General features: G+C 51.4%; 21 protein-coding genes and 1 other annotated feature. Of the genes, 12 read left to right on the top strand and 9 right to left on the bottom strand.

Annotated features, from left to right (window positions below; genetic code table 11):
- Positions 1 to 90 precede the first annotated feature (90 nt).
- Complete coding sequence (locus tag BV494_RS11790; protein WP_104923048.1) at positions 91 to 1038, top strand: LysR family transcriptional regulator; 948 nt, start codon at positions 91 to 93, stop codon at positions 1036 to 1038.
- Positions 1039 to 1121: 83 nt separating this feature from the next.
- Here BV494_RS11790 and BV494_RS11785 read toward each other — a convergent pair whose 3' ends face one another.
- The 3 genes from BV494_RS11785 to BV494_RS11775 all read right to left on the bottom strand — a co-directional run bounded on the left by BV494_RS11785 (position 1122) and on the right by BV494_RS11775 (position 2324).
- Positions 1122 to 1325: an HHA domain-containing protein gene (locus BV494_RS11785; protein ID WP_056771138.1), complete on the bottom strand. Its 204-nt coding sequence runs from the start codon at positions 1323 to 1325 to the stop codon at positions 1122 to 1124.
- A gap of 45 nt (positions 1326 to 1370) precedes the next feature.
- Positions 1371 to 1739, bottom strand: coding sequence for an Hha toxicity modulator TomB (gene tomB / locus BV494_RS11780; RefSeq protein ID WP_104923047.1), 369 nt, complete (start codon positions 1737 to 1739; stop codon positions 1371 to 1373).
- A 231-nt stretch (positions 1740 to 1970) separates the two neighbouring features.
- Positions 1971 to 2324, bottom strand: a complete 354-nt coding sequence (locus BV494_RS11775) for a hypothetical protein (RefSeq protein WP_104923046.1) — start codon at positions 2322 to 2324, stop codon at positions 1971 to 1973.
- Positions 2325 to 2708: 384 nt separating this feature from the next.
- On the opposite strand from BV494_RS11775, the gene BV494_RS11770 reads away from it, so the two are divergent.
- The 3 genes from BV494_RS11770 to BV494_RS11760 are packed head-to-tail and all read left to right on the top strand — an operon-like array spanning position 2709 to position 5195.
- The gene (locus tag BV494_RS11770; RefSeq protein ID WP_192937998.1) at positions 2709 to 3437 is read left to right on the top strand and encodes a metal ABC transporter ATP-binding protein; all 729 of its coding nucleotides are present in this window, start codon (positions 2709 to 2711) and stop codon (positions 3435 to 3437) included.
- Entirely contained in the window at positions 3434 to 4291 is an 858-nt protein-coding gene (locus BV494_RS11765) for a metal ABC transporter permease (protein WP_104923044.1), read from the top strand. Before BV494_RS11770 ends, BV494_RS11765 begins: the two co-directional genes overlap by 4 nt.
- Before the next feature lie 25 nt (positions 4292 to 4316).
- The gene (locus tag BV494_RS11760) at positions 4317 to 5195 is read left to right on the top strand and encodes a metal ABC transporter substrate-binding protein (protein ID WP_104923043.1); all 879 of its coding nucleotides are present in this window, start codon (positions 4317 to 4319) and stop codon (positions 5193 to 5195) included.
- 120 nt (positions 5196 to 5315) lie between these two features.
- On the opposite strand, the gene ykgO is transcribed toward BV494_RS11760, so the two are convergent.
- The 4 genes from ykgO to BV494_RS11740 all read right to left on the bottom strand — a co-directional run bounded on the left by ykgO (position 5316) and on the right by BV494_RS11740 (position 10194).
- The gene (ykgO, locus tag BV494_RS11755) at positions 5316 to 5456 is read right to left on the bottom strand and encodes a type B 50S ribosomal protein L36 (RefSeq protein WP_104923042.1); all 141 of its coding nucleotides are present in this window, start codon (positions 5454 to 5456) and stop codon (positions 5316 to 5318) included.
- 20 nt (positions 5457 to 5476) lie between these two features.
- Positions 5477 to 5731: a type B 50S ribosomal protein L31 gene (locus BV494_RS11750; RefSeq protein ID WP_101075513.1), complete on the bottom strand. Its 255-nt coding sequence runs from the start codon at positions 5729 to 5731 to the stop codon at positions 5477 to 5479.
- A gap of 118 nt (positions 5732 to 5849) precedes the next feature.
- Positions 5850 to 9002, bottom strand: a complete 3153-nt coding sequence (acrB, locus tag BV494_RS11745; RefSeq protein WP_104923041.1) for a multidrug efflux RND transporter permease subunit AcrB — start codon at positions 9000 to 9002, stop codon at positions 5850 to 5852.
- A 16-nt stretch (positions 9003 to 9018) separates the two neighbouring features.
- Positions 9019 to 10194 carry an efflux RND transporter periplasmic adaptor subunit gene (locus tag BV494_RS11740; RefSeq protein WP_104923040.1) on the bottom strand — a complete coding sequence of 392 codons (1176 nt, stop codon included), beginning with the start codon at positions 10192 to 10194 and terminating at the stop codon, positions 9019 to 9021.
- A 141-nt stretch (positions 10195 to 10335) separates the two neighbouring features.
- Between BV494_RS11740 and acrR the strand changes: the two genes are divergently transcribed.
- Together acrR and mscK are read left to right on the top strand one after the other, a co-directional pair.
- A complete protein-coding gene (gene acrR, locus BV494_RS11735) occupies positions 10336 to 10983 on the top strand; it encodes a multidrug efflux transporter transcriptional repressor AcrR (RefSeq protein WP_104923039.1) in 648 nt (215 codons plus the stop codon).
- Positions 10984 to 11148: 165 nt separating this feature from the next.
- Positions 11149 to 14547, top strand: coding sequence for a mechanosensitive channel MscK (gene mscK / locus BV494_RS11730; protein ID WP_104923038.1), 3399 nt, complete (start codon positions 11149 to 11151; stop codon positions 14545 to 14547).
- 60 nt (positions 14548 to 14607) lie between these two features.
- On the opposite strand, the gene rsmS is transcribed toward mscK, so the two are convergent.
- Together rsmS and priC are read right to left on the bottom strand one after the other, a co-directional pair.
- Positions 14608 to 14781 carry a pleiotropic regulatory protein RsmS gene (gene rsmS / locus BV494_RS11725; protein WP_104923037.1) on the bottom strand — a complete coding sequence of 58 codons (174 nt, stop codon included), beginning with the start codon at positions 14779 to 14781 and terminating at the stop codon, positions 14608 to 14610.
- A 95-nt stretch (positions 14782 to 14876) separates the two neighbouring features.
- A complete protein-coding gene (gene priC, locus BV494_RS11720) occupies positions 14877 to 15413 on the bottom strand; it encodes a primosomal replication protein PriC (protein ID WP_104923036.1) in 537 nt (178 codons plus the stop codon).
- A 135-nt stretch (positions 15414 to 15548) separates the two neighbouring features.
- On the opposite strand from priC, the gene BV494_RS11715 reads away from it, so the two are divergent.
- The 6 genes from BV494_RS11715 (at position 15549) to htpG (ending at position 21705) form a co-directional block, all read left to right on the top strand.
- The gene (locus BV494_RS11715) at positions 15549 to 15917 is read left to right on the top strand and encodes a DUF454 family protein (protein ID WP_104923035.1); all 369 of its coding nucleotides are present in this window, start codon (positions 15549 to 15551) and stop codon (positions 15915 to 15917) included.
- Between the two features lie 184 nt (positions 15918 to 16101).
- Positions 16102 to 16653: an adenine phosphoribosyltransferase gene (apt, locus tag BV494_RS11710; protein ID WP_104923034.1), complete on the top strand. Its 552-nt coding sequence runs from the start codon at positions 16102 to 16104 to the stop codon at positions 16651 to 16653.
- 75 nt (positions 16654 to 16728) lie between these two features.
- Positions 16729 to 18693: a DNA polymerase III subunit gamma/tau gene (dnaX, locus tag BV494_RS11705; protein ID WP_104923033.1), complete on the top strand. Its 1965-nt coding sequence runs from the start codon at positions 16729 to 16731 to the stop codon at positions 18691 to 18693.
- Positions 18026 to 18090: a sequence feature (DnaX frameshifting element), on the top strand. Its footprint overlaps the gene before it by 65 nt.
- Before the next feature lie 41 nt (positions 18694 to 18734).
- Positions 18735 to 19064 carry a YbaB/EbfC family nucleoid-associated protein gene (locus BV494_RS11700; RefSeq protein ID WP_104923032.1) on the top strand — a complete coding sequence of 110 codons (330 nt, stop codon included), beginning with the start codon at positions 18735 to 18737 and terminating at the stop codon, positions 19062 to 19064.
- Entirely contained in the window at positions 19064 to 19669 is a 606-nt protein-coding gene (gene recR, locus BV494_RS11695) for a recombination mediator RecR (RefSeq protein WP_104923031.1), read from the top strand. Before BV494_RS11700 ends, recR begins: the two co-directional genes overlap by 1 nt.
- Positions 19670 to 19839: 170 nt before the next feature.
- Positions 19840 to 21705: a molecular chaperone HtpG gene (gene htpG / locus BV494_RS11690; RefSeq protein ID WP_192938159.1), complete on the top strand. Its 1866-nt coding sequence runs from the start codon at positions 19840 to 19842 to the stop codon at positions 21703 to 21705.
- Positions 21706 to 21768 lie beyond the last annotated feature (63 nt).

Genomic DNA, 21768 nt, shown 5'->3' with positions numbered 1-21768 from the left:
CGGCTTTGCACAGATGAATTATTTTATCCGCCTATAAGATGCGGTTATGCTGAGCAAACGTTTTCTTTTTTTCGCGGAATGGCTGTAGATATGTCTGAACCCTGGCGCCGGTTGCCTGCACTTTCGATCAAACAAATCCAGTATTTTGTCACGCTCGCACAGTTGCGCAGTTTTACAGAAACGGCGAATCGTCTTGCAATCAGTCAGCCCGCCCTGAGCAGCGCGCTTCGGCAAATTGAGTCGGTTTTGGGCGGAAAGTTATTGCACCGAACCGCACAGGGCGTAAGCCTGACTGAACAGGGTCAGGCCGTGCTGCCTTATGCAGAGCGCTTATTGAATACGGCGCATGGCGTTTTCGATGATATGCAGCAAGTTATGCGGCAGGGCGGGGACGGGACTTTACGTATCGGGCTTGTTCCTTCGGTCAGTACGTTGTTATTTCCGGCGGTTCCGCAATTATTATCTGAATATTTCCCTGATATGCGTGTGGAATTCCACGACCTGACCAATGACGCTTTATTACTGGAACTTGAAAACGGTTCTGTGGATTTTGGTATCGGCGCAACCGACAGCACGGTACCGGGTTCTGTTGCAATTTATCCTCTGCTTGAGGACCCTTTTGTGGCGGTTGTCCGGCGTGATGATGCACTGGCTGAAGGGCATAATATTCCGTGGCGGCAACTGGCGAAAAGGGATATTGCCATGTTTTCTAAGGGAAACGTGAGCCGGCTGGTGACTTCGATGATTGAAAGTCATCGGCTTAATTTACATGTAGGTTATCGCGTGGATTTTCAGGAAACGTTGTATGGTTTAGTGCGTTCGCGACTGGCGGTGGCGATATTACCGGAGTTATATACAGCAACGCTAAACGACAGCGAATTAACGGTGATTCATTTACAGCAGCCGACATTAAGCCGCACGGTGGCGATGATGCGTATACCCGCGCCATTAAGATCGCCGAAAACGGAACAATGTTTTCAGTTTCTATTGCAGACATTTCACAGGCAGATCAAACAGAAAACAGAGCGTTTTATCTGAAAGGGATTGTTAAATAACGTTAACGTTATTTTGTATAAATAATAAGCGTTGGGACGAAAATTATTTCGACCCAACTTTATCGATCAACGTACAAATTTCCAAACGGCTACCGGGATTTTATCGTACAGCTTGTTCATTGTTAGCTCCGCTAAACGATGATCTGCCGCCGAGTAAAACAATTCGAGTTCGTCATCGGACAGTTCATACTTATTTTTTTCAATAACACGTTCAAGTGTATCAATTGTGGTGCATTTTCTTAAACGCATCAAATAGTCGATTTTGTTCATCTTCGCCTTTTCATTTTTATCTGATGACTGCATATAAATTATTACTCAAGTCTTCATCAGGGTACAGATGTAGTCCCCTGAGAACATTCTGAATAGTCGCTTCTTGGTTTTCTGCCATTGGCGCAAGTCAGAGTCGTTAATTCCATAATTACTGAACAGGGTGTAGGTATCGTCCAGATACTCTTCAACCAGATCACTTAAATGGGTATCATCCGGATACTTAATTTTAAAACTCATCACGAAAGACGCAATGTGTTCAATCAGTTCATTGAGCTGCAGGTTTACAGCCGAAGTTGGGTCGTTGACCCAGCCATGGTGACTGTCACCCAGTGTCGCAATCCCTTCATCGTACAGCATTTCATTCAGGTAGCGTAACTGAGCGATATCATGCCGCTTAGGCGAGTACTCATCCATATCATCCCCTCCGTAATGGTTTATTCGGTGTTGATAACACTCTGTGAGTAAACAACAAAACTTGGTGGCTTACAGGAAACGGCTCTCACTACAAACGCTATGAACTTACTAAAATCTCAAAGACCATCACATTGGACAATGTCTTTGCGCGGAGGTTTACACGATTTATATACAGTCAGTAATTTAAATATAATTCATTTTCAGAAAGCTGTGCAAACGTATTACTCAAACTTACAATTCGTCCTCCGTCGTTCCTTTGTTCAACTCAATAATATCAAACTCCAAACCCGCAGGTTTAACATGGAATGTGACACTTTGCGTCATGGACTCTTCGGCATTAATGTCCAGGCAGCCATTGAAAACTGACCAGCGAAAACGGTAAGTCATTGAATAATAGTTTTTGTCAATTTGTGTTATTGACACGATTTGCAAAGAATTCGGTTCATACTGCGCATTTTCTGAGAAATAACATAAATCCCCAATTAACGGTGCTTCAATTTCAGATAAAGTGCGTTGAATTATCTGTTGCAGTTCCTGAGGAGATAGAATTTTCTCATTAATATCGTAAGGGATGATTTTCTTCAACAGTAATTACCTCTAACTCACTTACCTTTTCATTATTGCACATTTTTAACAGAATGTGTTTTGAGCAGCGAAAAAAAATCCTCCACCAAAATTCCATAACTTTCTGATTGTATTGATAATTACTATCTGCACATCAATTTTTACCCTTTTCTAACAGTTTTGACTGATGCGCCGTGCCGATTTCCCTCTGTCTGGTTCCCAACCGGTAAAAAACTGAAACAGTTCGCGTATTGCTCTGCAGGATGGTTTGTGATGTTATATTATAACGAATGGAGGGGCCATGACTAAAACACTCTTTACGCTTTCTTCGCCGGTGCGCTGCGTGGCTGTACTGGCTGTGCTCGTTGTTTTATGGGCCGCGATTTATTGGGCGATTTCACTACCATGATTGTTGTTAATAACGTCGAAGTCGGTTACGACCGACATGCCGTGGCCATGCCGCTGAACGGCCAGTTTCGGAGTGGTTCGCTGACGGCGATTATCGGCGCTAACGGCGCCGGGAAATCGACTTTTCTAAAAACGCTCGCAGGGCTTCAACAGTCCGTGGCGGGCGACATCACATTCACTGGCGGCAAACGTCCGCGGTTGGCCTATCTGCCACAGCAGGCTGAGCTGGATCGCGGGTTTCCCATCAGCGTATTTGATCTGGTTGCTATGGGCTGCTGGCCGCAAAGCGGTTTGTTTGGCGGGATTAATAGGCAGTCAGCGGCAGCGGTGGCAAAGGCGTTAGAGACGGTCGGGATGATAGAAATGTCGCCGCTCCCCGTCGGTTCGCTTTCTGGCGGTCAGCTACAGCGTACGCTGTTTGCGCGTTTGCTGGTGCAGCAGGCACCGTTAATTATGCTCGATGAGCCTTTTACCGGCATTGACAGCCAGACAACTGAGCTACTGCTGAAAGTCATCGCGCAGTGGCATCAGGAAGGTAAAACCGTGATCGCGGTTTTACACGACATCTCAATGGTTGCCCGACATTTTCCCCGCGTTCTTTATCTCAGCGCCAGTCAAAATCTGTGGGGAAGTGCGCACGATGTTCTCGGACATTTCCCTCATCAGGCGCATGCCTGCGTTTCGGCAGAACCTTTCTCTCTGGCGGCGGGAGTCGCAAATTCATGATGCTTTTTCATTTGCTGGCCGATCCTTTTATTGAATTCGGCTTTATGCGCCGTGCCTTAATCGCCTGTATTGCGTTATCCATCAGCGCCACGCCGCTGGGCGTTTTCCTGTTATTACGCCGTATGAGCCTGGTCGGTGATGCGCTTTCGCACGCGGTCTTGCCCGGCGCTGCCATCGGTTATCTGATTTCAGGCATGTCGCTGGTGGCGATGGGAATTGGTGGATTTATCGCCGGGCTGGCTGTGGCGATGCTCTCCGGGCTGGTAAGTCGCAGAACGCAGTTAAAAGAAGATGCCAGTTTCGCCGGTTTTTACCTCGGTTCGCTGGCGCTTGGCGTCACGCTGGTTTCACTACGCGGTTCGAGCGTAGACCTTCTGCATGTGCTGTTTGGCTCCATTCTGGCCATCGATTCTTCCGCCATGATTATGGTCGGCATTATCACCAGCCTGTCATTGCTGGTGCTGGCCTGCATTTACCGCGCACTGGTGATTGAATCTTTCGACTCTTTATTTCTTCGCGTCAGCGCCGGGAAATGGCTGGCGGCGATCCACGGAATTTTTCTGGCGCTGGTGGTCATCAATCTTGTGGCCGGTTTCCAGATCCTCGGCACGCTGATGTCCGTCGGCTTAATGATGTTACCTGCTGCCAGTGCCCGTTTCTGGGCGCGTGATTTACCGCATACCTTGCTGAGTGCCATGATTATTGGCGTTATTTCCAGCGTGGTCGGGCTTGTCTGGTCTTATTACGCCTCACTGCCTGCCGGGCCAGCGATTGTGCTGAGCGCGACTGTCATTTTCTTTATTTCTGTTTTATTTGGAAAGCGTGGCGGGATGTTAACGGCCTCGCGTTGTTAAGAAGTACCACTATTAAGGGGACATGATGAAAGTATTACCTGTATCACTCGCAGTAGCTGCCCTGCTGTCGAGCCCGCTGGCGATGGCAAAAACCGTCGAGGTGGTAGCCAGTTTTTCTATTCTGGGTGACATCGTTCAGGAAGTCGGGGGCGAGCACGTCAAGGTGACCGCCTTGGTGGGGCCGGACGGCGATCCGCACAGTTTTGAACCTTCACCGAAAGACAGTAAAGCGATCAATGCGTCTGACGTTGTCTTTGTCAGCGGTTTGGGGCTGGAAGGGTGGATTGATCGTCTGGTGAAAGCTTCCGGCTATAAAGGCCATCTGGTGACGGCATCTGAAGGCGTTAATTCCCGCAAGATGGAAGAAGACGGCAAGCAAATCACCGATCCTCATGCCTGGAACAGTATGGCGAACGGCGTGATTTACGCGACGAATGTGATGAATGCGTTAATTAAAGCCGATCCCGAAGATGCGGATTATTTTCGCCAGCGCGGCACGGCTTACATTCAGCAGCTGCAAAAGCTGGATGCCTGGGCGAAAACGGAATTCAACGGGATCCCTCAGTCAAAACGTAAAGTGCTGACCAGCCATGACGCATTTGGTTATTTCGGTCAGGAATACCACGTCAGCTTTATGGCGCCGGTCGGTTTTTCTACCGAAGCTGAGGCCAGCGCCAGCGGTGTGGCTTCTTTGATCAAGCAGATTAAAGAGGAGAAAGTGAAAACGTACTTCATCGAAAATCAGACTGATCCGCGTCTGGTGAAACAGATTGCTGCGGCCAGCGGTGCGCAACCGGGCGGAGAGTTGTATCCGGAAGCATTGTCAGGTCCGCAGGGCCCGGCAACGACTTACGTGAAAGCTTTCAAGCATAACGTTGAGACGATTGTCGCCAGCATGAAATAAGATTTCCCTCCTCACGGTTATGCTGTGGGGAGGTTTACATCATGTCTGAGTCATAGAAAAAGCCCCGTCGGGCAAGCGGCGGGGCTTTTGTTTTTTGGGTAAACGGGCACACAGAAGATATTAACGTTTCTTCTTTTTACCCTGCACAGCTTTGAAGCGTGGATTACTTTTGCAAATCACATAAATCCGGCCTTTACGGCGGACGATGCGGCAATCCGGGTGTCGTTTTTTGGCCGAACGTAATGAACTCAGTACCTGCATTTGATATTCCCTGACGTTGTTTATTTCTTACCGAGGAAGCTGCCAAAGCGTTGATTGAAGCGCGCGGTGCTGCCTTCTTTTGAATATTCTTTCTGTTTTCCGGTGTAATACGGATGCGACGCTGAGGAGACTTCAATGGTCACGTACGGATAGGTTGCGCCTTCCAGCTCAATGGTCCGGTCAGTAGAAATGGTTGAACCGACTTTGAAGTATTCGTCTGCGCTGGTGTCGTGAAAAACCACGGTGCGGTACGCAGGATGTATAGCGGGTTTCATAATGCCTCTAAATGTTATGTTATACTATAACAATTAGTATGCACCCATCTGTTTTCCGGTTCAAGACTCAGGCGAAAAAAAAGGCCGCATAAGCGGCCTTCATTGGGAGCAGATCCTGTTACAGCGTCGGATGCTCTACTTTGTGGGTATGTTCGATGTCTTCGTTCTTCTTACCAAAGCGGCGGCGAACCACCACGAAGAAGACCGGAACAAAGAATATAGCCAGCAGCGTTGCGGTGATCATCCCGCCCATTACGCCCGTACCAACGGCGTTCTGAGAACCGGAACCTGCACCGGAGCTGATAACCAGCGGCATTACACCGAGGATAAAGGCCAGTGAAGTCATCAGAATTGGACGCAGACGCATACGAACCGCTTCCAGCGTTGATTCGATGAGACCTTTACCTTCTTTATCCATCAGGTCTTTGGCGAATTCCACAATCAATATGGCGTTCTTCGCGGACAACCCGATGGTGGTCAACAGACCGACCTGGAAGTAAACGTCGTTGCTCAGACCACGCATTGTTGCGGCCAGAAGCGCGCCGACCACACCAAGTGGCACCACCAGCATAACCGAGAACGGTATAGACCAGCTTTCATACAGCGCCGCCAGACACAGGAAGACGACAATCAGTGAGATTGCGTACAACGCCGGAGCCTGGTTACCGGACAGACGTTCCTGATAAGACAAGCCCGTCCAGTCGTAGCCGATACCGGTTGGCAGTTTAGAAGCCAGAGACTCCATCATTGCCATCGCGTCACCACTACTTTTACCCGGTGCTGGCTGCCCCAGGATTTCCATCGAAGGCAGGCCGTTATAACGTTCCAGACGCGGTGAACCGTATTCCCATTTCGCGCTCGAGAACGCGGAGAACGGTACCATCTGGCCTGCGCTGCCGCGGACATACAGATTGTTGATATCGGATGGCAGCATGCGGTACTTGTTTTCAGCCTGTACGTACACTTTCTTCACACGACCACGGTCGATGAAGTCATTGACGTAGCTACCACCAATCGACGCACCTAACGTGGTGTTGATGTCGGAAATTGAAACGCCCAGTGCCGTTGCTTTTTCCTGATCAATTTCGATTTTGAACTGAGGTGTATCTTCCAGACCGTTTGGACGAACCTGCGTCAGCAAGTCAGGATGTTGAGCAATCATGCCCAGCAACTGGTTACGTGCCTGTGTCAGTTTGTCATGTCCAAGGTTAGCCTGGTCAATCAGCTGGAAGTCGAAGCCTGTCGCCGTACCTAACTCTACAATTGCCGGTAAGTTGAACGGGAACACCAGTGCATCTTTAATGGTGCTGAAGGCACCCATCGCACGGCCTGCAATTGCAGGAACTTTGTTTTCAGCGCCGCTACGCTCGGACCAGTCTTTCAGACTGATAAATGCGATACCGGTGTTCTGACCACGCCCCGCAAAACCAAAGCCGTTAACGGTAAACACGGAGTTCACGTTGGCTTTTTCTTTGGTCAGGTAGTAGTTGCTGACTTCATCGAGCACTTTCTGCGTACGTTCCTGAGTCGCACCTGCTGGCAACTGCGCCATGGTCAGGAATACACCCTGGTCTTCTTCCGGCAGGAAGGAGGTTGGCAGGCGGATAAACAGGAACGCCATGCCCACAACGATCAGCAGATAAATCACCAGATAACGACCGGTGCTGCGCAGAATATTGCCTACGCTGTCGGTGTAGTGGTGCGTGCTTTGTTCGAACTTCTTGTTAAACCAGCCGAAGAAACCTTTCTTCTCGTGATGTTCGCCTTTGGCAACCGGCTTCAGCATGGTCGCACACAGCGCTGGCGTCAGGATCATCGCCACCAGTACCGACAACACCATCGCCGAAACAATTGTGATGGAGAACTGACGGTAGATAACACCGGTAGAACCGCCGAAGAAGGCCATCGGGATAAATACTGCGGACAGCACCATCGCGATACCGACCAGAGCACCCTGGATTTGTTCCATGGATTTCTTGGTGGCTTCTTTTGGCGGCAGGCCTTCTTCGACCATGACACGCTCGACGTTTTCTACCACCACGATGGCGTCATCGACGAGCAAGCCTATCGCGAGCACCATCCCGAACATCGTCAGGGTGTTTATCGAATAGCCAAACGCAGAAAGTATGGCAAACGTACCGAGCAATACCACCGGAACGGCAATCGTTGGGATCAGCGTCGCGCGGAAGTTTTGCAGGAACAAGAACATCACCAGGAATACCAGGACGATGGCCTCGAACAGTGTTTTACCCACTTCCTTAATCGAGATTTTAACGAACGGCGTGGTGTCATACGGATAAACAACTTCTAAGCCCGCCGGGAAGAATGGCTGAAGCTTAGCCAGCGTGGCCTTGACCGATGCTGCTGTATCAAGGGCATTCGCGCCGGTTGCCAGTTTGATACCCAAACCCGATGCCGGTTGACCGTTGAAGCGAGCGATAACGTCGTAGCTTTCACCACCGAGTTCAATTTTCGCTACGTCTTTCAGGCGAACCTGAGATCCATCCTGATTCACTTTCAGAATGATTTGACCGAACTCATCTGCGGACTTCAGACGAGTCTGTGCCACGATAGAGGAGTTCAGTTGCTGACCCGGAACCGGTGGTGTACCACCGAGCTGGCCTGCGGCAATCTGGTTGTTCTGAACTTTGATTGCACTGATAACATCAACCGGCGTCAGCTGGTAGTTGTTCAGTTTGTTCGGATCCATCCAGATACGCATCGCGTACTGGGCACCAAACAGCTGAACGTCACCGACACCGGCTGTACGGCTGACTGGGTCTTTGATGTTCGAACCAACGTAGTCAGCGATGTCATCCTGGGTCATCGTACCGTTGTTGGAAATAAAGCCCGCTACCATCAGGAAGCTGCTGCTCGATTTCTCAACGGAGATACCCTGTTGCTGAACTTCCTGCGGCAGCAATGGTGTTGCCAGCTGCAGTTTGTTCTGTACCTGAACCTGCGCGATATCCGCGTCGGTGCCAGAAGCAAAGGTCAGGGTGATCTGCACCGTACCAGAAGAGTCACTGGTCGACGACATGTACATCATGTTGTCGATACCGTTCATGTTCTGTTCGATAACCTGTGTGACCGTATCCTGTACCGTTTGCGCATCCGCACCCGGGTAAGTTGCGGTCAGCTGGATAGCCGGTGGCGCAACGGTTGGATACTGCGCAATAGGCAATTTAAGAATTGCCAGTGCCCCTGCCAACATGATGATGATGGCGATCACCCATGCAAAGATGGGACGATCTATAAAAAACTTAGCCATGAATTACCGGCTCCTATTAAGACTTCGTCGCTGTAGCGGGTGCTGCTGCGTTTTGATCAACTTCCTGTGCAGTTACCGGTACGCCTGGCTTAATTTTTTGCAGACCTGTCACGATAATTTTATCGCCACTTTTCAGTCCATCCGTCACGACCCATTTGTCGCCGATTGCCTGCGTTGTGGTGACAGTGCGAAGTTCAACTTTATTGTCAGCACCGACAATCATCGCTGTTGCATCACCGCGTGGGTTACGGGTAATACCTTGCTGAGGAACCAGCAGAGCGTTGTTGTTTACCCCTTCATCAAGACGTGCACGCACAAACATACCTGGCAGCAACGAACCTTGTGGGTTAGGGAAAATGGCACGCAACGTAATGGAACCTGTCGTTTCATCAACCGTCACATCAGAGAATTCCAATGTTCCCGCTTGCGAATATTCTTTACCGTTATCCAACAGCAGTTTGACCTGTGCTTTACCGTTTACCTGTTTCAGTGAACCATCAGCCAGTTCTTCTTTCAGACGCAGGAAGTCGTTGCTCGACTGGGTCACGTCAACATAGATAGGATCGAGCTGTTGCACGGTCGCCATTGCGGTTGTCTGGCCAGTGGAGACCAGTGCGCCTTCGGTCACAGAGGAAATACCAATACGTCCGCTGATAGGGGAGGTCACTTTGGTGTAAGCAAGATTGATACGCGCTGTTTCAACCGCTGCTTTTGCGGATACTACAGCCGCATCGGCCTGTGCTGCAGTCGCTACGGCAGTGTCATAATCTTGCTTACTGATGTAGTTGGTGCCGAGCAGAGGCTTGTAACGGGTTACGGTAAGACGAGAAATTTGCGCATTGGCCTGCGCTTTTACCAGATCGCCTTTAGCGCTGTCATACGCGGCTTGATAAGTGGCTGGATCAATTTGATATAAAGAGGTCCCGGCTTTAATTTCGCTGCCTTCAACGAAGTTTCGTTTCAGGATAATGCCGCCAACCTGCGGACGTACTTCAGCAATACGGAAAGAAGCAGTACGGCCAGGAAGTTCGGTAGTCACATTAAGCGGTTCTGTTTTCAGTGTAACGACGCCAACCTGAGGGGCTTGCGGCGCGCCTTGCTGGGCGTCTTTATCGTTACATCCTGTAAGTGCTAAACTTCCGGATAGCATCAGAACTACCGCCAGAGGCGTTAACCCTCTGTTTTTGTTCATAAATAAACCTCAAGTGTCCGATTTCAAATTGTCCAATGGATCACAAGACTTAAAATCCATTGCTGCGCTCTTAGTATGTGCATGCTATGTTACATACATTCAAGAATGTATGTAAATCAAACTCCCCAGAAAGATAATCCTATGGCACGAAAAACCAAATCACAGGCGCTTGAGACCAGACAACACATACTGGATGCGGCTGTGCGTGAGTTTTCTGCCCGGGGAGTATCGTCGACATCACTGACTGATATTGCGAATGCAGCCGGTGTGACACGGGGCGCAATTTATTGGCATTTCAGGAACAAAGTGGAACTGTTTAACGCGATTTGGGAAGCCTACGAGTCCCAGATTAAAGTACTCGAACTAGAGTATCAGACAAAGTTTCCGAATAATCCACTGCGTATTTTGCGTGAAATACTGATTTACATTCTGGTCGCCACAGTCACCGATCCTCAACGTAAATCATTGATGGAAATTATATTCCATAAATGTGAATTTGTTGGGGAGATGACGTCCGTTCATGAAGCCCGTAAATCACTCTATATAGAAGGATACGGTAAAATAGAACGTATCCTTGAGAGATGTATTAAAGAAAAACAATTGCCTGCCGTACTGGACACCCGTCAGGCCGCCGTTATTTTGCGTGCTTACCTGACCGGCCTGATGGAAAACTGGCTCTTTATCCCGGAAAGCTTTGATTTACAAAAAAATGCTGAGCGATTTGTGGACACCTATCTCGACATGCTGCGCCATTCCTCTTTCCTGATGCTCCCGCCCGAAACCGTGTAATCGCTTTCTCTCAATGAATAAGTCTGCAATCTTTATTGACAGTTCAGCGCCAAAAGCAAACCTTCCGATGTTGTATTCTGATACGCTTTTCTCCTTCCTTTAAAGTCGAACGCTGCTATTGTCATCTTTATATTATTCATTCGGCAAATGAGTTGAAGCTGACGTATGTTTATCCGGTGTATGACCGCGCCTTCTGGGAGAGTTTCTTTCATGAAGAAAAGTGGGATTTTGCGTGTTTTTACTTACGTGATTTTCCTCTCATTATTGATATTTTCCTTTCCCGGTCATGCTGCCAGCAACGATATTCCGACCAGAAATGAAGTGCAAAACCAGCTTGATGCGTTAAACCGGCAAAAGAATCTGACGCCGGTAGATAAACTGTCTCAGCAGGATTTGATTCACACGCTGGAATATCTGGATGCGCTGGACCGCGTAAAACAGGATGTTACCCAGCTCCATCAGCAGGTCACCGAAGCACCGCAGAAACTGCGGGCGGCGATGGATGGCCTCGATCAGCTTAAAAACAGTACCAAAGATGACGTGGATAAAGCGCAGCTTTCCGCGTTGTCGCTGCGTCAGCTGGAAAACCGCCTCAACGACACGCTCGACGATCTCCAGTCTTCTCAGGAAGATTTGTCGACGTTTAACACTCAGCTGATTTCGTTGCAAACCCAGCCAGAACGCGTGCAGAGCACGATGTACAACTATTCGATGGCGATTCAGAAAATCCGTAATCAGCTCAACGGAATGTCGCCGGGTCAGCAGGATCTTCGCGCAACTCAACAAACGATGCTGGTGACGCAGCAGGCATTGCTCAGCGCACAGATTGATTTACAGCGTAAAAGCCTTGAAGCCAACACCACTTTGCAGGATTTACTGCAAAAGCAACGTGACTACACCAACGCGCATATTAATCAGCTGGAGCATACCGCGCAGTTATTGCAGGAAGTGGTGAATGGCAAGCGGCTGATTTTGTCCGAGCGGACAGCGAAAGAAGCCCAGACGCCGGACGATACCTCGAATATCCAGAATGACCCGCTGGTGGCGCAGGAGTTAGGGATTAACCGCAAGCTCAGCGAACGCCTGATTGCCGCCACGGAAGAGGGCAACCAGCTGGTTCAGAAAAATATCACGGTAAAAAACTGGCTCGACCGTTCTGCGCAGGCTGAGCACGATCTTAAAGAGCAAATTTCCGTGCTAAAAGGCAGCATACTGTTGTCGCGCATTCTTTATCAGCAGCAGCAAAATACCATTCCGCCGTCCGGTCTGATCACGGACATGAGCGCGCATATTGCCGATTTGCGTCTCGAACAGTTCTCCGTTAACCAGCAGCGTGACGCCTTATTCCAGGGCGACAGCTACATTCAGGGCGTCGTTTCGGCCAGCAAAGAAACCATCAACGGAGACATCAGCGACGCGCTCGATCAAATTGTGGATATGCGCCGCGAGCTGCTCGACCAGCTTAATAAGCAGCTCGGGAATCAGCTGTCTCTGGCAATCAATTTGCAGATTAACCAGCAGCAGTTGCTGAGCATCAACCAGTCGCTGACCGAAACGCTGACCCAGCAGATTTTCTGGGTGAGCAGCAACAAGCCGATGAACTGGGAATTCATCAAGTCGCTGCCTGACGATGTGAAAAACCAGCTGAGCAGCCTCAGCTTTAACTTCCCGCGCGGCGAACTGATGATGGGTGCGTTGCATTCATTGCCCGCCACGATCCCGATTTTACTGGTTATTCTGTTTTTGCTCTGGCGCAGGAAATACATTAATCAGCGCATCGACTCCCTGAGCAACGATGTCGGGCAACTCAAGCGCGACAGTCAACTTCATACGCCGCAGGCGCTGCTGCTTCTGGCGCTCAACGTGCTGCCAGGGGTCTTTCTGACGCTGGGAGCCGGCTACTGGCTTTCGCGATGCGATATCGATTCGAGTGATTTTTTATGGACGCTGGCTCAGCGGCTGGCCGTTTTCCAGTTTGTGATGGGCTTCTGTTACCGCATGCTCAAACCGGGCGGCATCAATGAACGTCACTTTTCTACGCCCGTTGCCACCTGCGCACATTACCGGCGTTCGGTGATCCGCCTGAGTCTGGTGATGTTGCCGCTGATCTTCTGGTCGGTGCGGGGTGAAAAAGCACCGCTGGAGCTGGTAGACGACATTATCGGGCAGATGGTCATATTCCTGACCTTACTGGCACTGACCGTGCTGGTCTTTCCAATGGCCCGTGACGGCTGGCGTGAAAAAGATTCACACAGCATTCGCCTGGTGATGGTCACCGCCATTGCGCTGGCACCGGCTTTCCTCGCAGGCCTGGTGGTTACCGGCTACTTCTATACCACGCTGCGGCTTGCCGGACGCTGGATTGACAGCCTTTATCTGCTGATTTTCTGGAACATCACGTATCTCACGGCGCTGCGCGGGTTGAGCGTGGCAGCGCGACGTCTGGCTTATCGTCGCGCTCTGGCAAGGCGGCAGACCGCTGTAGCGAAAGAGGGCGCGGAAGGGAATGAGCCTGTAGAAGAAGAGCCGTCACTCGGGCTGGATCAGATTAACCAGCAGTCTTTGCGCCTGACCACCATGGTGCTGTTCTTCATCTTTGCTACCGTGTTTTACTGGATTTGGTCCGATTTGCTGACGGTGATTTCCTATCTGGACAGCATTTCGCTGTGGCATTACTCCGGCACAGTCGCCGGGACCGTGACGCAACAAACGGTCACGCTGGGGAATCTATTACTCGGGTTCCTGGCGGTGATTGTGGCGTATGTTTTAACGCGCAACTTGCCGGGCTTGCTGGAAGTGGTGGTACTTTCGCGCCTGCAACTGCGGCAGGGGACGTCATACGCCATCACTACGATCCTGACTTATTCGATTACGGTGATTGGCGCGGTGACTGCGCTCGGATCGCTTGGCGTGTCGTGGGATAAATTACAGTGGCTGGTGGCGGCGCTGTCGGTCGGGCTGGGCTTTGGTTTGCAGGAGATTTTCGCCAACTTCGTCTCGGGCCTGATCATCTTGTTCGAACGCCCGGTGCGTATCGGAGATACCGTCACCATCGGCTCTTTCTCCGGCACCGTCAGCCGGATCCGCATCCGCGCGACAACCATTATCGACTTTGACCGCAAAGAAGTGATCATCCCGAACAAAGCGTTCGTGACAGAGCGACTGATCAACTGGTCGCTGAGCGATACCGTCACCCGCGTGCTGATCAAAATCGGCGTGGCTTACGGATCCGATCTCGACAAAGTTAAAGAGATCTTATTGCAGGCGGCGCATGAGAATCCGCGCGTGATGAGCGATCCTTCGCCACTGGTTTTCTTCCTGAATTTCGGTGCCAGCACGCTGGATCATGAATTACGGGTTTATGTCCGTGAACTGGGTGACCGCAGCTATACCGTCGATGAACTTAACCGCAGCATTGACAGACTTTGCCGCGAAAACGACATCAATATTGCGTTCAATCAGCTCGAAGTGTATTTGCATAATCAGGACGGGAATGAAGTGCAGGAAGTGAAGCGGACGTTGGGGCAAAAAGGCGACGAGCCTGACTCGCTGCCGCAAAACTGATATCCGCCGGTCAATTCAGGGGAAAGCGAAAGGTTCCCCTGAAACCGTCAGCCGGGCGGTTCAGAGATAACTGATAGAAAGCGTATTTTTGCTGTTTTTCAGCTTTTCCTGATAATCGCGCTGAACGATTTCCAGCGCCGCAAGTGCTGTCTCGGGCGCAATCTCATTGCACTCAAGCAGATAAATCAGATCGACAGCAAGCTGAAGCTCGGGGGCCGCATTTTCTACAGACATATTAGCCAACATTATTAGGAGCAGGTTTTGGACTTATCATTATAGATAAGAAAGGGCAGGCTCTGAATGCCAGATTCAAAAAATGTGATAAAGATTCAAAAACCTTTTTCCTGACGCTCGATTTGTCTCTCAATTTTAGCCAGCGCCTGACGACAACGCATCAGACGACCTTCCAGCGCAGCCAGCTCTTTCTGTACCCGCTGCTGATCGGCGAAGGTTGCCAGTTGTCCGAGCGTCGTTTCCCGGTCTTCAATCATTGCCACCAGACGGCGCTCAAACTGCTGAGTTTCTGCCAGACGGGTATAATTATCATGGCTTTTGCGCTCCGGCGTCTGGTGCGTTTTTCGCAATGTCTGTGTTGCCAGTTCGCGCTGCATGGCAGTAATTTGCGCCACGAGTCGCTCGGCAATAAAGGCCACCTGCGCAGAACGCTTTTCGACGACTTCCTGATTGAGTTGCTGCAAATTGGTTTTGATTTCAGCCAGATAATCCCGCAGACGCGTGCCTTTGGTTGAAAACAGGGCGATATCAAACCGTGCCTGAGAAGCCGAAACGTGGCCGATAGGCTCAATTTCCCGCGCCAGAGTTTCTATTTGCTGATCAAGGACATGTAAAATTCGTTCTGTACTCACGGCGACTCTCCTTTGGTGACGCGCCTAGCTTACCTGTAACCCCCGGCGATACAAGCCTCACCGGAATATGACAGCAATCTCACACTTGTTTACACTGGGGCGCATCTTTCCTCATCCTAAAACCTGAACCTCTCCATGAAACGTGTCCTGTTGATTATCGCTGGCTGGGTATGTGTCGTGCTGGCAACACTGGGTGTTGTGCTGCCGTTGTTGCCGACGACGCCTTTTCTGCTGCTTGCTGCCTGGTGTTTCGCCCGGTCATCGCCGCGTTTTCACCAGTGGTTACTTTATCGTTCGTGGTTTGGTGGTTACCTTCGCCACTGGCAGCAACATCGTGCGTTGCCAAAAGGGGCAAAACCTAAAGCAGTGATCCTGATCGCAGTGACTTTCGCCATTTCGATTTATTTTGTCCCGCTATTGTGGGTGCGTATTTTATTGCTCTGCATGATGTTTATGTTGCTGATCATGATGTGGCGATTACCAGTGGTTGACCTTGAGCAATAAAAAAGGTGATCATGTCCGGCTGCGGGTTGCTTTTTAAAGCAGCTTTGCATAGATTTGGGCATCTCGTACGTCGGTGCGCTCCCAATTTCCTTCCTTAAACGGCATGCTTTATATGAGCGTGACGGGGGACATTTGACCGCCCGCGTTTAAGTATGAACAGCAGCTTTATCAGGCAATTAACATTATGACCGCTACCGCACAGCAGCTACAGTTTATTAAAGACAGTATTAAGACCATCCCTGACTACCCTAAGCCAGGCATACTGTTCCGTGACGTCACCAGCTTGCTGGAAGACCCAAAAGCTTATGCTGCAAGCATTCAGTTACTGGCCGATCGTTACCGCGATGCCGGTGTGACCAAAGTGGTCGGCACCGAAGCACGTGGCTTCCTGTTCGGCGCACCGGTTGCATTGGTTTTGGGCGTGGGTTTTGTCCCCGTTCGTAAACCGGGCAAATTACCGCGCGAAACCATCAGCGAAACGTATGATCTTGAATACGGCACTGACAGCCTTGAAATCCACGTTGATGCTATTCAACCTGGCGAAAAAATTCTGGTGATCGACGATTTGCTGGCAACGGGTGGCACGATTGAAGCCACTGCGAAACTGATCCGCCGTCTGGGTGGAGAAGTGACCGATGCCGCATTCATCATTAACCTGCCGGAACTGGGCGGTGAAAAACGCCTCAACGATTTAAGTATCAACTGCTACAGCCTGGTTTCTTTCGACGGGCATTGATCCAGACAAGCCTCGCCTGCTCAGGCGAGGCTGTGATAGCATTGCCTTCATGATCCCCTGACTTTTCCGGTATTAATGAGCTATCAGGTTCTTGCCCGTAAGTGGCGCCCCCAAACTTTTGCCGACGTCGTCGGACAGGAACATGTGCTGACCGCACTGGCTAATGGCCTGTCGCTCGGGCGCATCCATCATGCTTACCTGTTTTCCGGTACCCGCGGCGTGGGGAAAACCACCATTGCCCGTTTGCTGGCGAAAGGGCTGAACTGCGAAACCGGCATCACGTCCACACCTTGTGGAGTTTGCGATAACTGCCGCGAAATCGAGCAGGGCCGTTTTGTCGACCTGATCGAAATCGACGCCGCTTCCCGCACCAAAGTTGAAGATACCCGTGAATTGCTTGATAACGTGCAATACGCACCGGCCCGTGGCCGCTTCAAAGTTTACCTGATTGACGAAGTCCACATGCTCTCGCGCCACAGCTTTAATGCGCTGTTGAAGACGCTCGAAGAGCCGCCGGAGCACGTCAAATTCCTGCTGGCGACCACCGATCCGCAAAAATTACCGGTCACGATTTTATCGCGTTGTTTGCAATTCCATCTCAAAGCGCTGGACGCTGAACAGATCCGCAAACAGCTCGAACATGTTTTAACCGAAGAAACCATCACCACTGAACCGCGTGCGCTTCAGCTGCTTTCCCGCGCGGCGGATGGCAGTATGCGTGATGCGCTGAGCCTGACCGACCAGGCAATTGCCATGGGGCAGGGCGCGGTGACGACAGAAACCGTGGCGCAGATGCTCGGTACGCTAGACGACGAACAGCCGCTGGCCATACTTGAAGCGCTGGTCAGCGCCGACGGCGGCCAGATGATGGCGCAGGTAGAACAGGCCGCATCGCGCGGTGTGGACTGGGAAAATCTGCTGGTGGAAACGCTGGCATTGCTGCACCGCATCGCGATGGTTCAGCTGTTACCTTCCGTCCTCGACAACCATTACGCCGCTATCGAACAACGTTTGCGTGAGCTGGCGCGGGTCATTCCGCCCGCCGACGTTCAGCTTTACTACCAGACATTACTGATTGGCCGCAAAGAGCTGGCGTACGCGCCGGACAAGCGCATGGGCGTGGAAATGACGCTGCTGCGCGCGCTGGCCTTCCACCCGAAAGTGGTTATTGCTGAGCCGGCTCCGCAGCCGGTGGCACCTCCGGCGTATGTTCCACCACAAGCACCTGCGCAGTCCGCTGCGCCACGTAGTGCGCCTCAGGCCACGCAAGCTCCACAGAATTATTCCGCTCCGCCGCCGCAGGGCAATGCGGAACCGGCCCCGATGCCGGACACCACCGCCCAGCTTTTGCAGGCGCGAACCCAGTTGCTCAGGCAGGGGAGTACCACCCCAAAAAAAGCTGAGCCGGCAGCGCCAGGAAAAGCGCGGCCGGCAAATTCAGCACTGGAGCGCCTCGCTTCGGTGACTGAACGTGCGCAGACAATGGCCAGCGTGAAGAAAGAACCCGCTGCGCCGGTAAAAGAAGAAGCGTACCGCTGGGTTGCGCAGAACGAGCCGGAAGAGGCGCCGGAACCGGTCGCCACGCCAAAAGCATTACGTGCAGCGCTGGAACATGAAAAATCGCCGGAACTGGCTTCGCGTCTCGCCGAAGAAGCCATTGAGCGTGACGTATGGGCTGCTCAGATCAGCCAGATGCCAGTGCCGAAACTGGTACAACAGCTGGCACTGAATGCATTTTGTGAGCAACCGGAGCCGGGCAAGATTTGCCTGCATCTGCGTTCATCACAAAAGCACCTGAATTCGCCGTCGGCGCAGAAAGTACTGACGGACGCCTTATGTGCACTGCATCAGACTTCGGTTGAACTGACCGTGGTGGAAGATGATAATCTGGCGGTGAAAACGCCGCTGGAATGGCGTCAGGCCATTTATGAAGAAAAGCTGGCGCAGGCGCGTCAGTCTATTATTGCGGATAACAACATTCAGACGTTGCGTCGTTTCTTCGATGCAGAGCTGGATGAAGAAAGTATTCGCCCTATTTAAATGCCGCGATTATCACGCGGCCACTGCTGAGAGAGAAGACTATGTTTGGAAAAGGCGGCATTGGTAACCTGATGAAACAGGCCCAGCAAATGCAGGAAAAAATGCAACAGGCTCAGGCAGAAATCGCTCAGCTTGAAGTGACCGGTGAATCTGGCGCTGGCCTGGTGAAAATCACCATCAACGGTGCGCACAACGTGCGTCGCGTTGAAATTGATCCAAGCCTGCTGGAAGACGATAAAGACATGCTGGAAGACCTGGTCGCTGCGGCGTTCAACGATGCAGCGCGCCGTATCGACGAAACTCAGAAAGAAAAAATGGCAGCCGTGTCTGGCGGCATGCAATTGCCACCAGGCTTTAAGATGCCGTTCTGATGCAAACCAGCCCTCTCCTTGAATCTTTAATGGAGGCGTTGCGTTGCCTGCCGGGCGTAGGCCCTAAGTCAGCACAGCGTATGGCATTTCAGCTGCTGCAACGCGATCGCAGCGGCGGAATGCGGCTGGCGCAGTCTTTAACGCGCGCTATGTCAGAAATCGGTCACTGTGCCGATTGCCGGACTTTTACCGAGCAGGAAATCTGTACGATTTGCGCCAATCCACGGCGTAAAGAGAACGGTCAGATTTGCGTGGTCGAAAGCCCGGCGGACATTCACGCGATAGAACAAACCGGTCAGTTTTCCGGTCGCTATTTTGTGCTGATGGGTCACCTGTCACCGCTCGATGGCATCGGGCCGGACGATATTGGTTTAGGCCGTCTGGAAGAACGTCTGGAAAGTGAAAGCCTCCGGGAAGTGATTCTGGCGACTAACCCGACGGTTGAAGGTGAAGCGACTGCCAACTACATCGCTGAAATGTGCGGCCAGTTTGGCGTGCTGGCGAGCCGTATCGCGCACGGTGTGCCGGTCGGTGGCGAGCTGGATATGGTTGACGGCACCACGCTGTCGCATTCCCTCGCCGGGCGTAATCCTTTCAAGTTCTGACTGTTATTGCCGGGCGCACTTTCCTGTGCCCGGCTTTATTTCTGCTATCCCTCTGCATTTCTTCTTAAAAATTTTCCTTTATGCTTGAAAACCTCTGCCCATAACCCCACTTACTCCTCAACGTCTGATTTGGTCACTAACAGTATCTGGATTGAGGTAATTTGATGAGTATGAAAGGACAAGAGACACGCGGGTTCCAGTCTGAAGTAAAACAACTGCTTCATCTGATGATCCATTCTCTGTATTCAAACAAAGAAATTTTCCTGCGCGAGTTAATCTCTAACGCTTCCGATGCCGCTGACAAACTGCGCTTCCGCGCGCTGTCCAAGCCTGAGCTGTATGAAGGCGACGGCGAGCTGCATGTCCGTCTGGCGTTCGACAAAGAAAAACGCACCCTGACGCTGAGCGACAACGGTATCGGTATGACCCGCGATGAAGTCATCGACAACCTCGGGACTATCGCAAAATCCGGCACCAAAGCGTTCCTTCAATCTGTCGGTTCTGAACAGGCGAAAGACAGCCAGTTGATCGGCCAGTTTGGTGTGGGCTTCTACTCTGCATTTATCGTGGCAGACAAAGTGACCGTGCGCACCCGTGCGGCGGGCGCAAGTGCCGAAGAAGGCGTGTTCTGGGAGTCCGCCGGTGAAGGCGAATATACCCTGGCGGATATCGAAAAAGCCGATCGCGGCACCGAAATAACCCTGCACCTGCGTGAAGATCAGGACGAGTTCCTGGATGACTGGCGCGTGCGCTCCATCATCAGCAAATATTCCGACCACATTGCGCTGCCGGTTGAAGTTGAAACCCGCAACGAAGAAGACGGCACCGTGACATGGGAACAAATCAACAAAGCGCAGGCTTTGTGGACCCGTGGTAAATCCGAAGTGACCGACGAAGAATACGTCGAATTCTACAAACACATTTCCCATGATTTCAGCGATCCGCTGAGCTGGAGCCATAACCGCGTTGAAGGTAAACAGGAATACACCAGCCTGTTGTACATTCCTTCACAGGCACCGTGGGATATGTGGAACCGTGATCACAAACATGGCCTGAAACTGTATGTTCAGCGCGTGTTCATCATGGACGAAGCCGAGCAGTTCATGCCGAACTACCTGCGTTTCGTGCGGGGTCTGATAGATTCCAACGATCTGCCGCTGAACGTTTCGCGTGAAATCCTTCAGGACAGCCGTATTACCCAGAACCTGCGCAGCGCGCTGACCAAGCGTGTTCTGCAAATGCTGGAAAAACTGGCGAAAGACGACAACGAAAAATACCTGCAATTCTGGAAACAGTTTGGTCTGGTATTGAAAGAAGGCCCGGCAGAAGACGGCGCGAACAAAGAAACCATCGCCAAACTGCTGCGTTTCGCCAGCACCCGCAACGACAACAGCGCGCAAACTCTGTCGCTGGAAGAGTATGTGGCGAACATGGTGGAAGGTCAGGACAAGATTTATTACATCACCGCTGACAGCTATGCCGCCGCGAAGAGCAGCCCGCACCTTGAACTGTTCCGCAAAAAAGGCATTGAAGTTCTGCTGCTGTCTGACCGCATCGACGAATGGATGATGAGCTATCTGACTGAGTTCGATGGCAAAACCTTCCAGTCCGTCAGCAAAGCCGACGACACGCTGGATAAACTGGCCGACGAAAGCGAAGAGCAGAAAGAAGCAGAGAAAGCGCTGGAGCCGTTCGTTGAACGTGTTAAAACGCTGCTGGGCGATCGTGTGAAAGAAGTGCGTCTGACGCACCGTCTGACCGACACGCCAGCCATTGTCACCACCGGCGCGGACGAAATGACCACGCAGATGGCGAAACTGTTTGCCGCTGCGGGCCAGGACGCGCCTGAAGTGAAATACATCTTCGAGCTGAACCCGGAACACGCGCTGGTGAAACGGGCTTCTGACGTCACCGACGAAGCGCAGTTCAGCGAGTGGATCGAACTGCTGCTCGATCAGGCGCTGTTTGCTGAACGCGGCACGCTGGAAGATCCAAACCTGTTTATCCGCCGCATGAATACACTGTTACAGGCGTGATTTTCCGGTCAGTGTGAACAAAAATAAGAAGGGCGTCGCGCAAGCGATGCCCTTTTTTTACAG

Source organism: Rahnella sikkimica (assembly GCF_002951615.1).
Taxonomy (GTDB): Bacteria; Pseudomonadota; Gammaproteobacteria; order Enterobacterales; family Enterobacteriaceae; genus Rahnella; species Rahnella sikkimica.
The sequence above is the reverse complement of the archived record's forward strand: the minus strand, read 5'-3'. Positions and strand labels throughout refer to the sequence as shown.

Excerpts from the sequence above, each read along its gene's own strand:
- BV494_RS11790 (WP_104923048.1), top strand. The coding sequence starts at position 91 with ATGTCTGAACCCTGGCGCCGGTTGCCTGCACTTTCGATCAAACAAATC.
- BV494_RS11785 (WP_056771138.1), bottom strand. The coding sequence starts at position 1,325 with ATGAACAAAATCGACTATTTGATGCGTTTAAGAAAATGCACCACAATT.
- tomB (WP_104923047.1), bottom strand. The coding sequence starts at position 1,739 with ATGGATGAGTACTCGCCTAAGCGGCATGATATCGCTCAGTTACGCTAC.
- BV494_RS11770 (WP_192937998.1), top strand. The coding sequence starts at position 2,709 with ATGATTGTTGTTAATAACGTCGAAGTCGGTTACGACCGACATGCCGTG.
- BV494_RS11765 (WP_104923044.1), top strand. The coding sequence starts at position 3,434 with ATGATGCTTTTTCATTTGCTGGCCGATCCTTTTATTGAATTCGGCTTT.
- BV494_RS11760 (WP_104923043.1), top strand. The coding sequence starts at position 4,317 with ATGAAAGTATTACCTGTATCACTCGCAGTAGCTGCCCTGCTGTCGAGC.
- ykgO (WP_104923042.1), bottom strand. The coding sequence starts at position 5,456 with ATGCAGGTACTGAGTTCATTACGTTCGGCCAAAAAACGACACCCGGAT.
- BV494_RS11750 (WP_101075513.1), bottom strand. The coding sequence starts at position 5,731 with ATGAAACCCGCTATACATCCTGCGTACCGCACCGTGGTTTTTCACGAC.
- acrB (WP_104923041.1), bottom strand. The coding sequence starts at position 9,002 with ATGGCTAAGTTTTTTATAGATCGTCCCATCTTTGCATGGGTGATCGCC.
- BV494_RS11740 (WP_104923040.1), bottom strand. The coding sequence starts at position 10,194 with ATGAACAAAAACAGAGGGTTAACGCCTCTGGCGGTAGTTCTGATGCTA.
- acrR (WP_104923039.1), top strand. The coding sequence starts at position 10,336 with ATGGCACGAAAAACCAAATCACAGGCGCTTGAGACCAGACAACACATA.
- mscK (WP_104923038.1), top strand. The coding sequence starts at position 11,149 with ATGTTTATCCGGTGTATGACCGCGCCTTCTGGGAGAGTTTCTTTCATG.
- rsmS (WP_104923037.1), bottom strand. The coding sequence starts at position 14,781 with ATGTCTGTAGAAAATGCGGCCCCCGAGCTTCAGCTTGCTGTCGATCTG.
- BV494_RS11715 (WP_104923035.1), top strand. The coding sequence starts at position 15,549 with ATGAAACGTGTCCTGTTGATTATCGCTGGCTGGGTATGTGTCGTGCTG.
- apt (WP_104923034.1), top strand. The coding sequence starts at position 16,102 with ATGACCGCTACCGCACAGCAGCTACAGTTTATTAAAGACAGTATTAAG.
- dnaX (WP_104923033.1), top strand. The coding sequence starts at position 16,729 with ATGAGCTATCAGGTTCTTGCCCGTAAGTGGCGCCCCCAAACTTTTGCC.
- BV494_RS11700 (WP_104923032.1), top strand. The coding sequence starts at position 18,735 with ATGTTTGGAAAAGGCGGCATTGGTAACCTGATGAAACAGGCCCAGCAA.
- recR (WP_104923031.1), top strand. The coding sequence starts at position 19,064 with ATGCAAACCAGCCCTCTCCTTGAATCTTTAATGGAGGCGTTGCGTTGC.
- htpG (WP_192938159.1), top strand. The coding sequence starts at position 19,840 with ATGAAAGGACAAGAGACACGCGGGTTCCAGTCTGAAGTAAAACAACTG.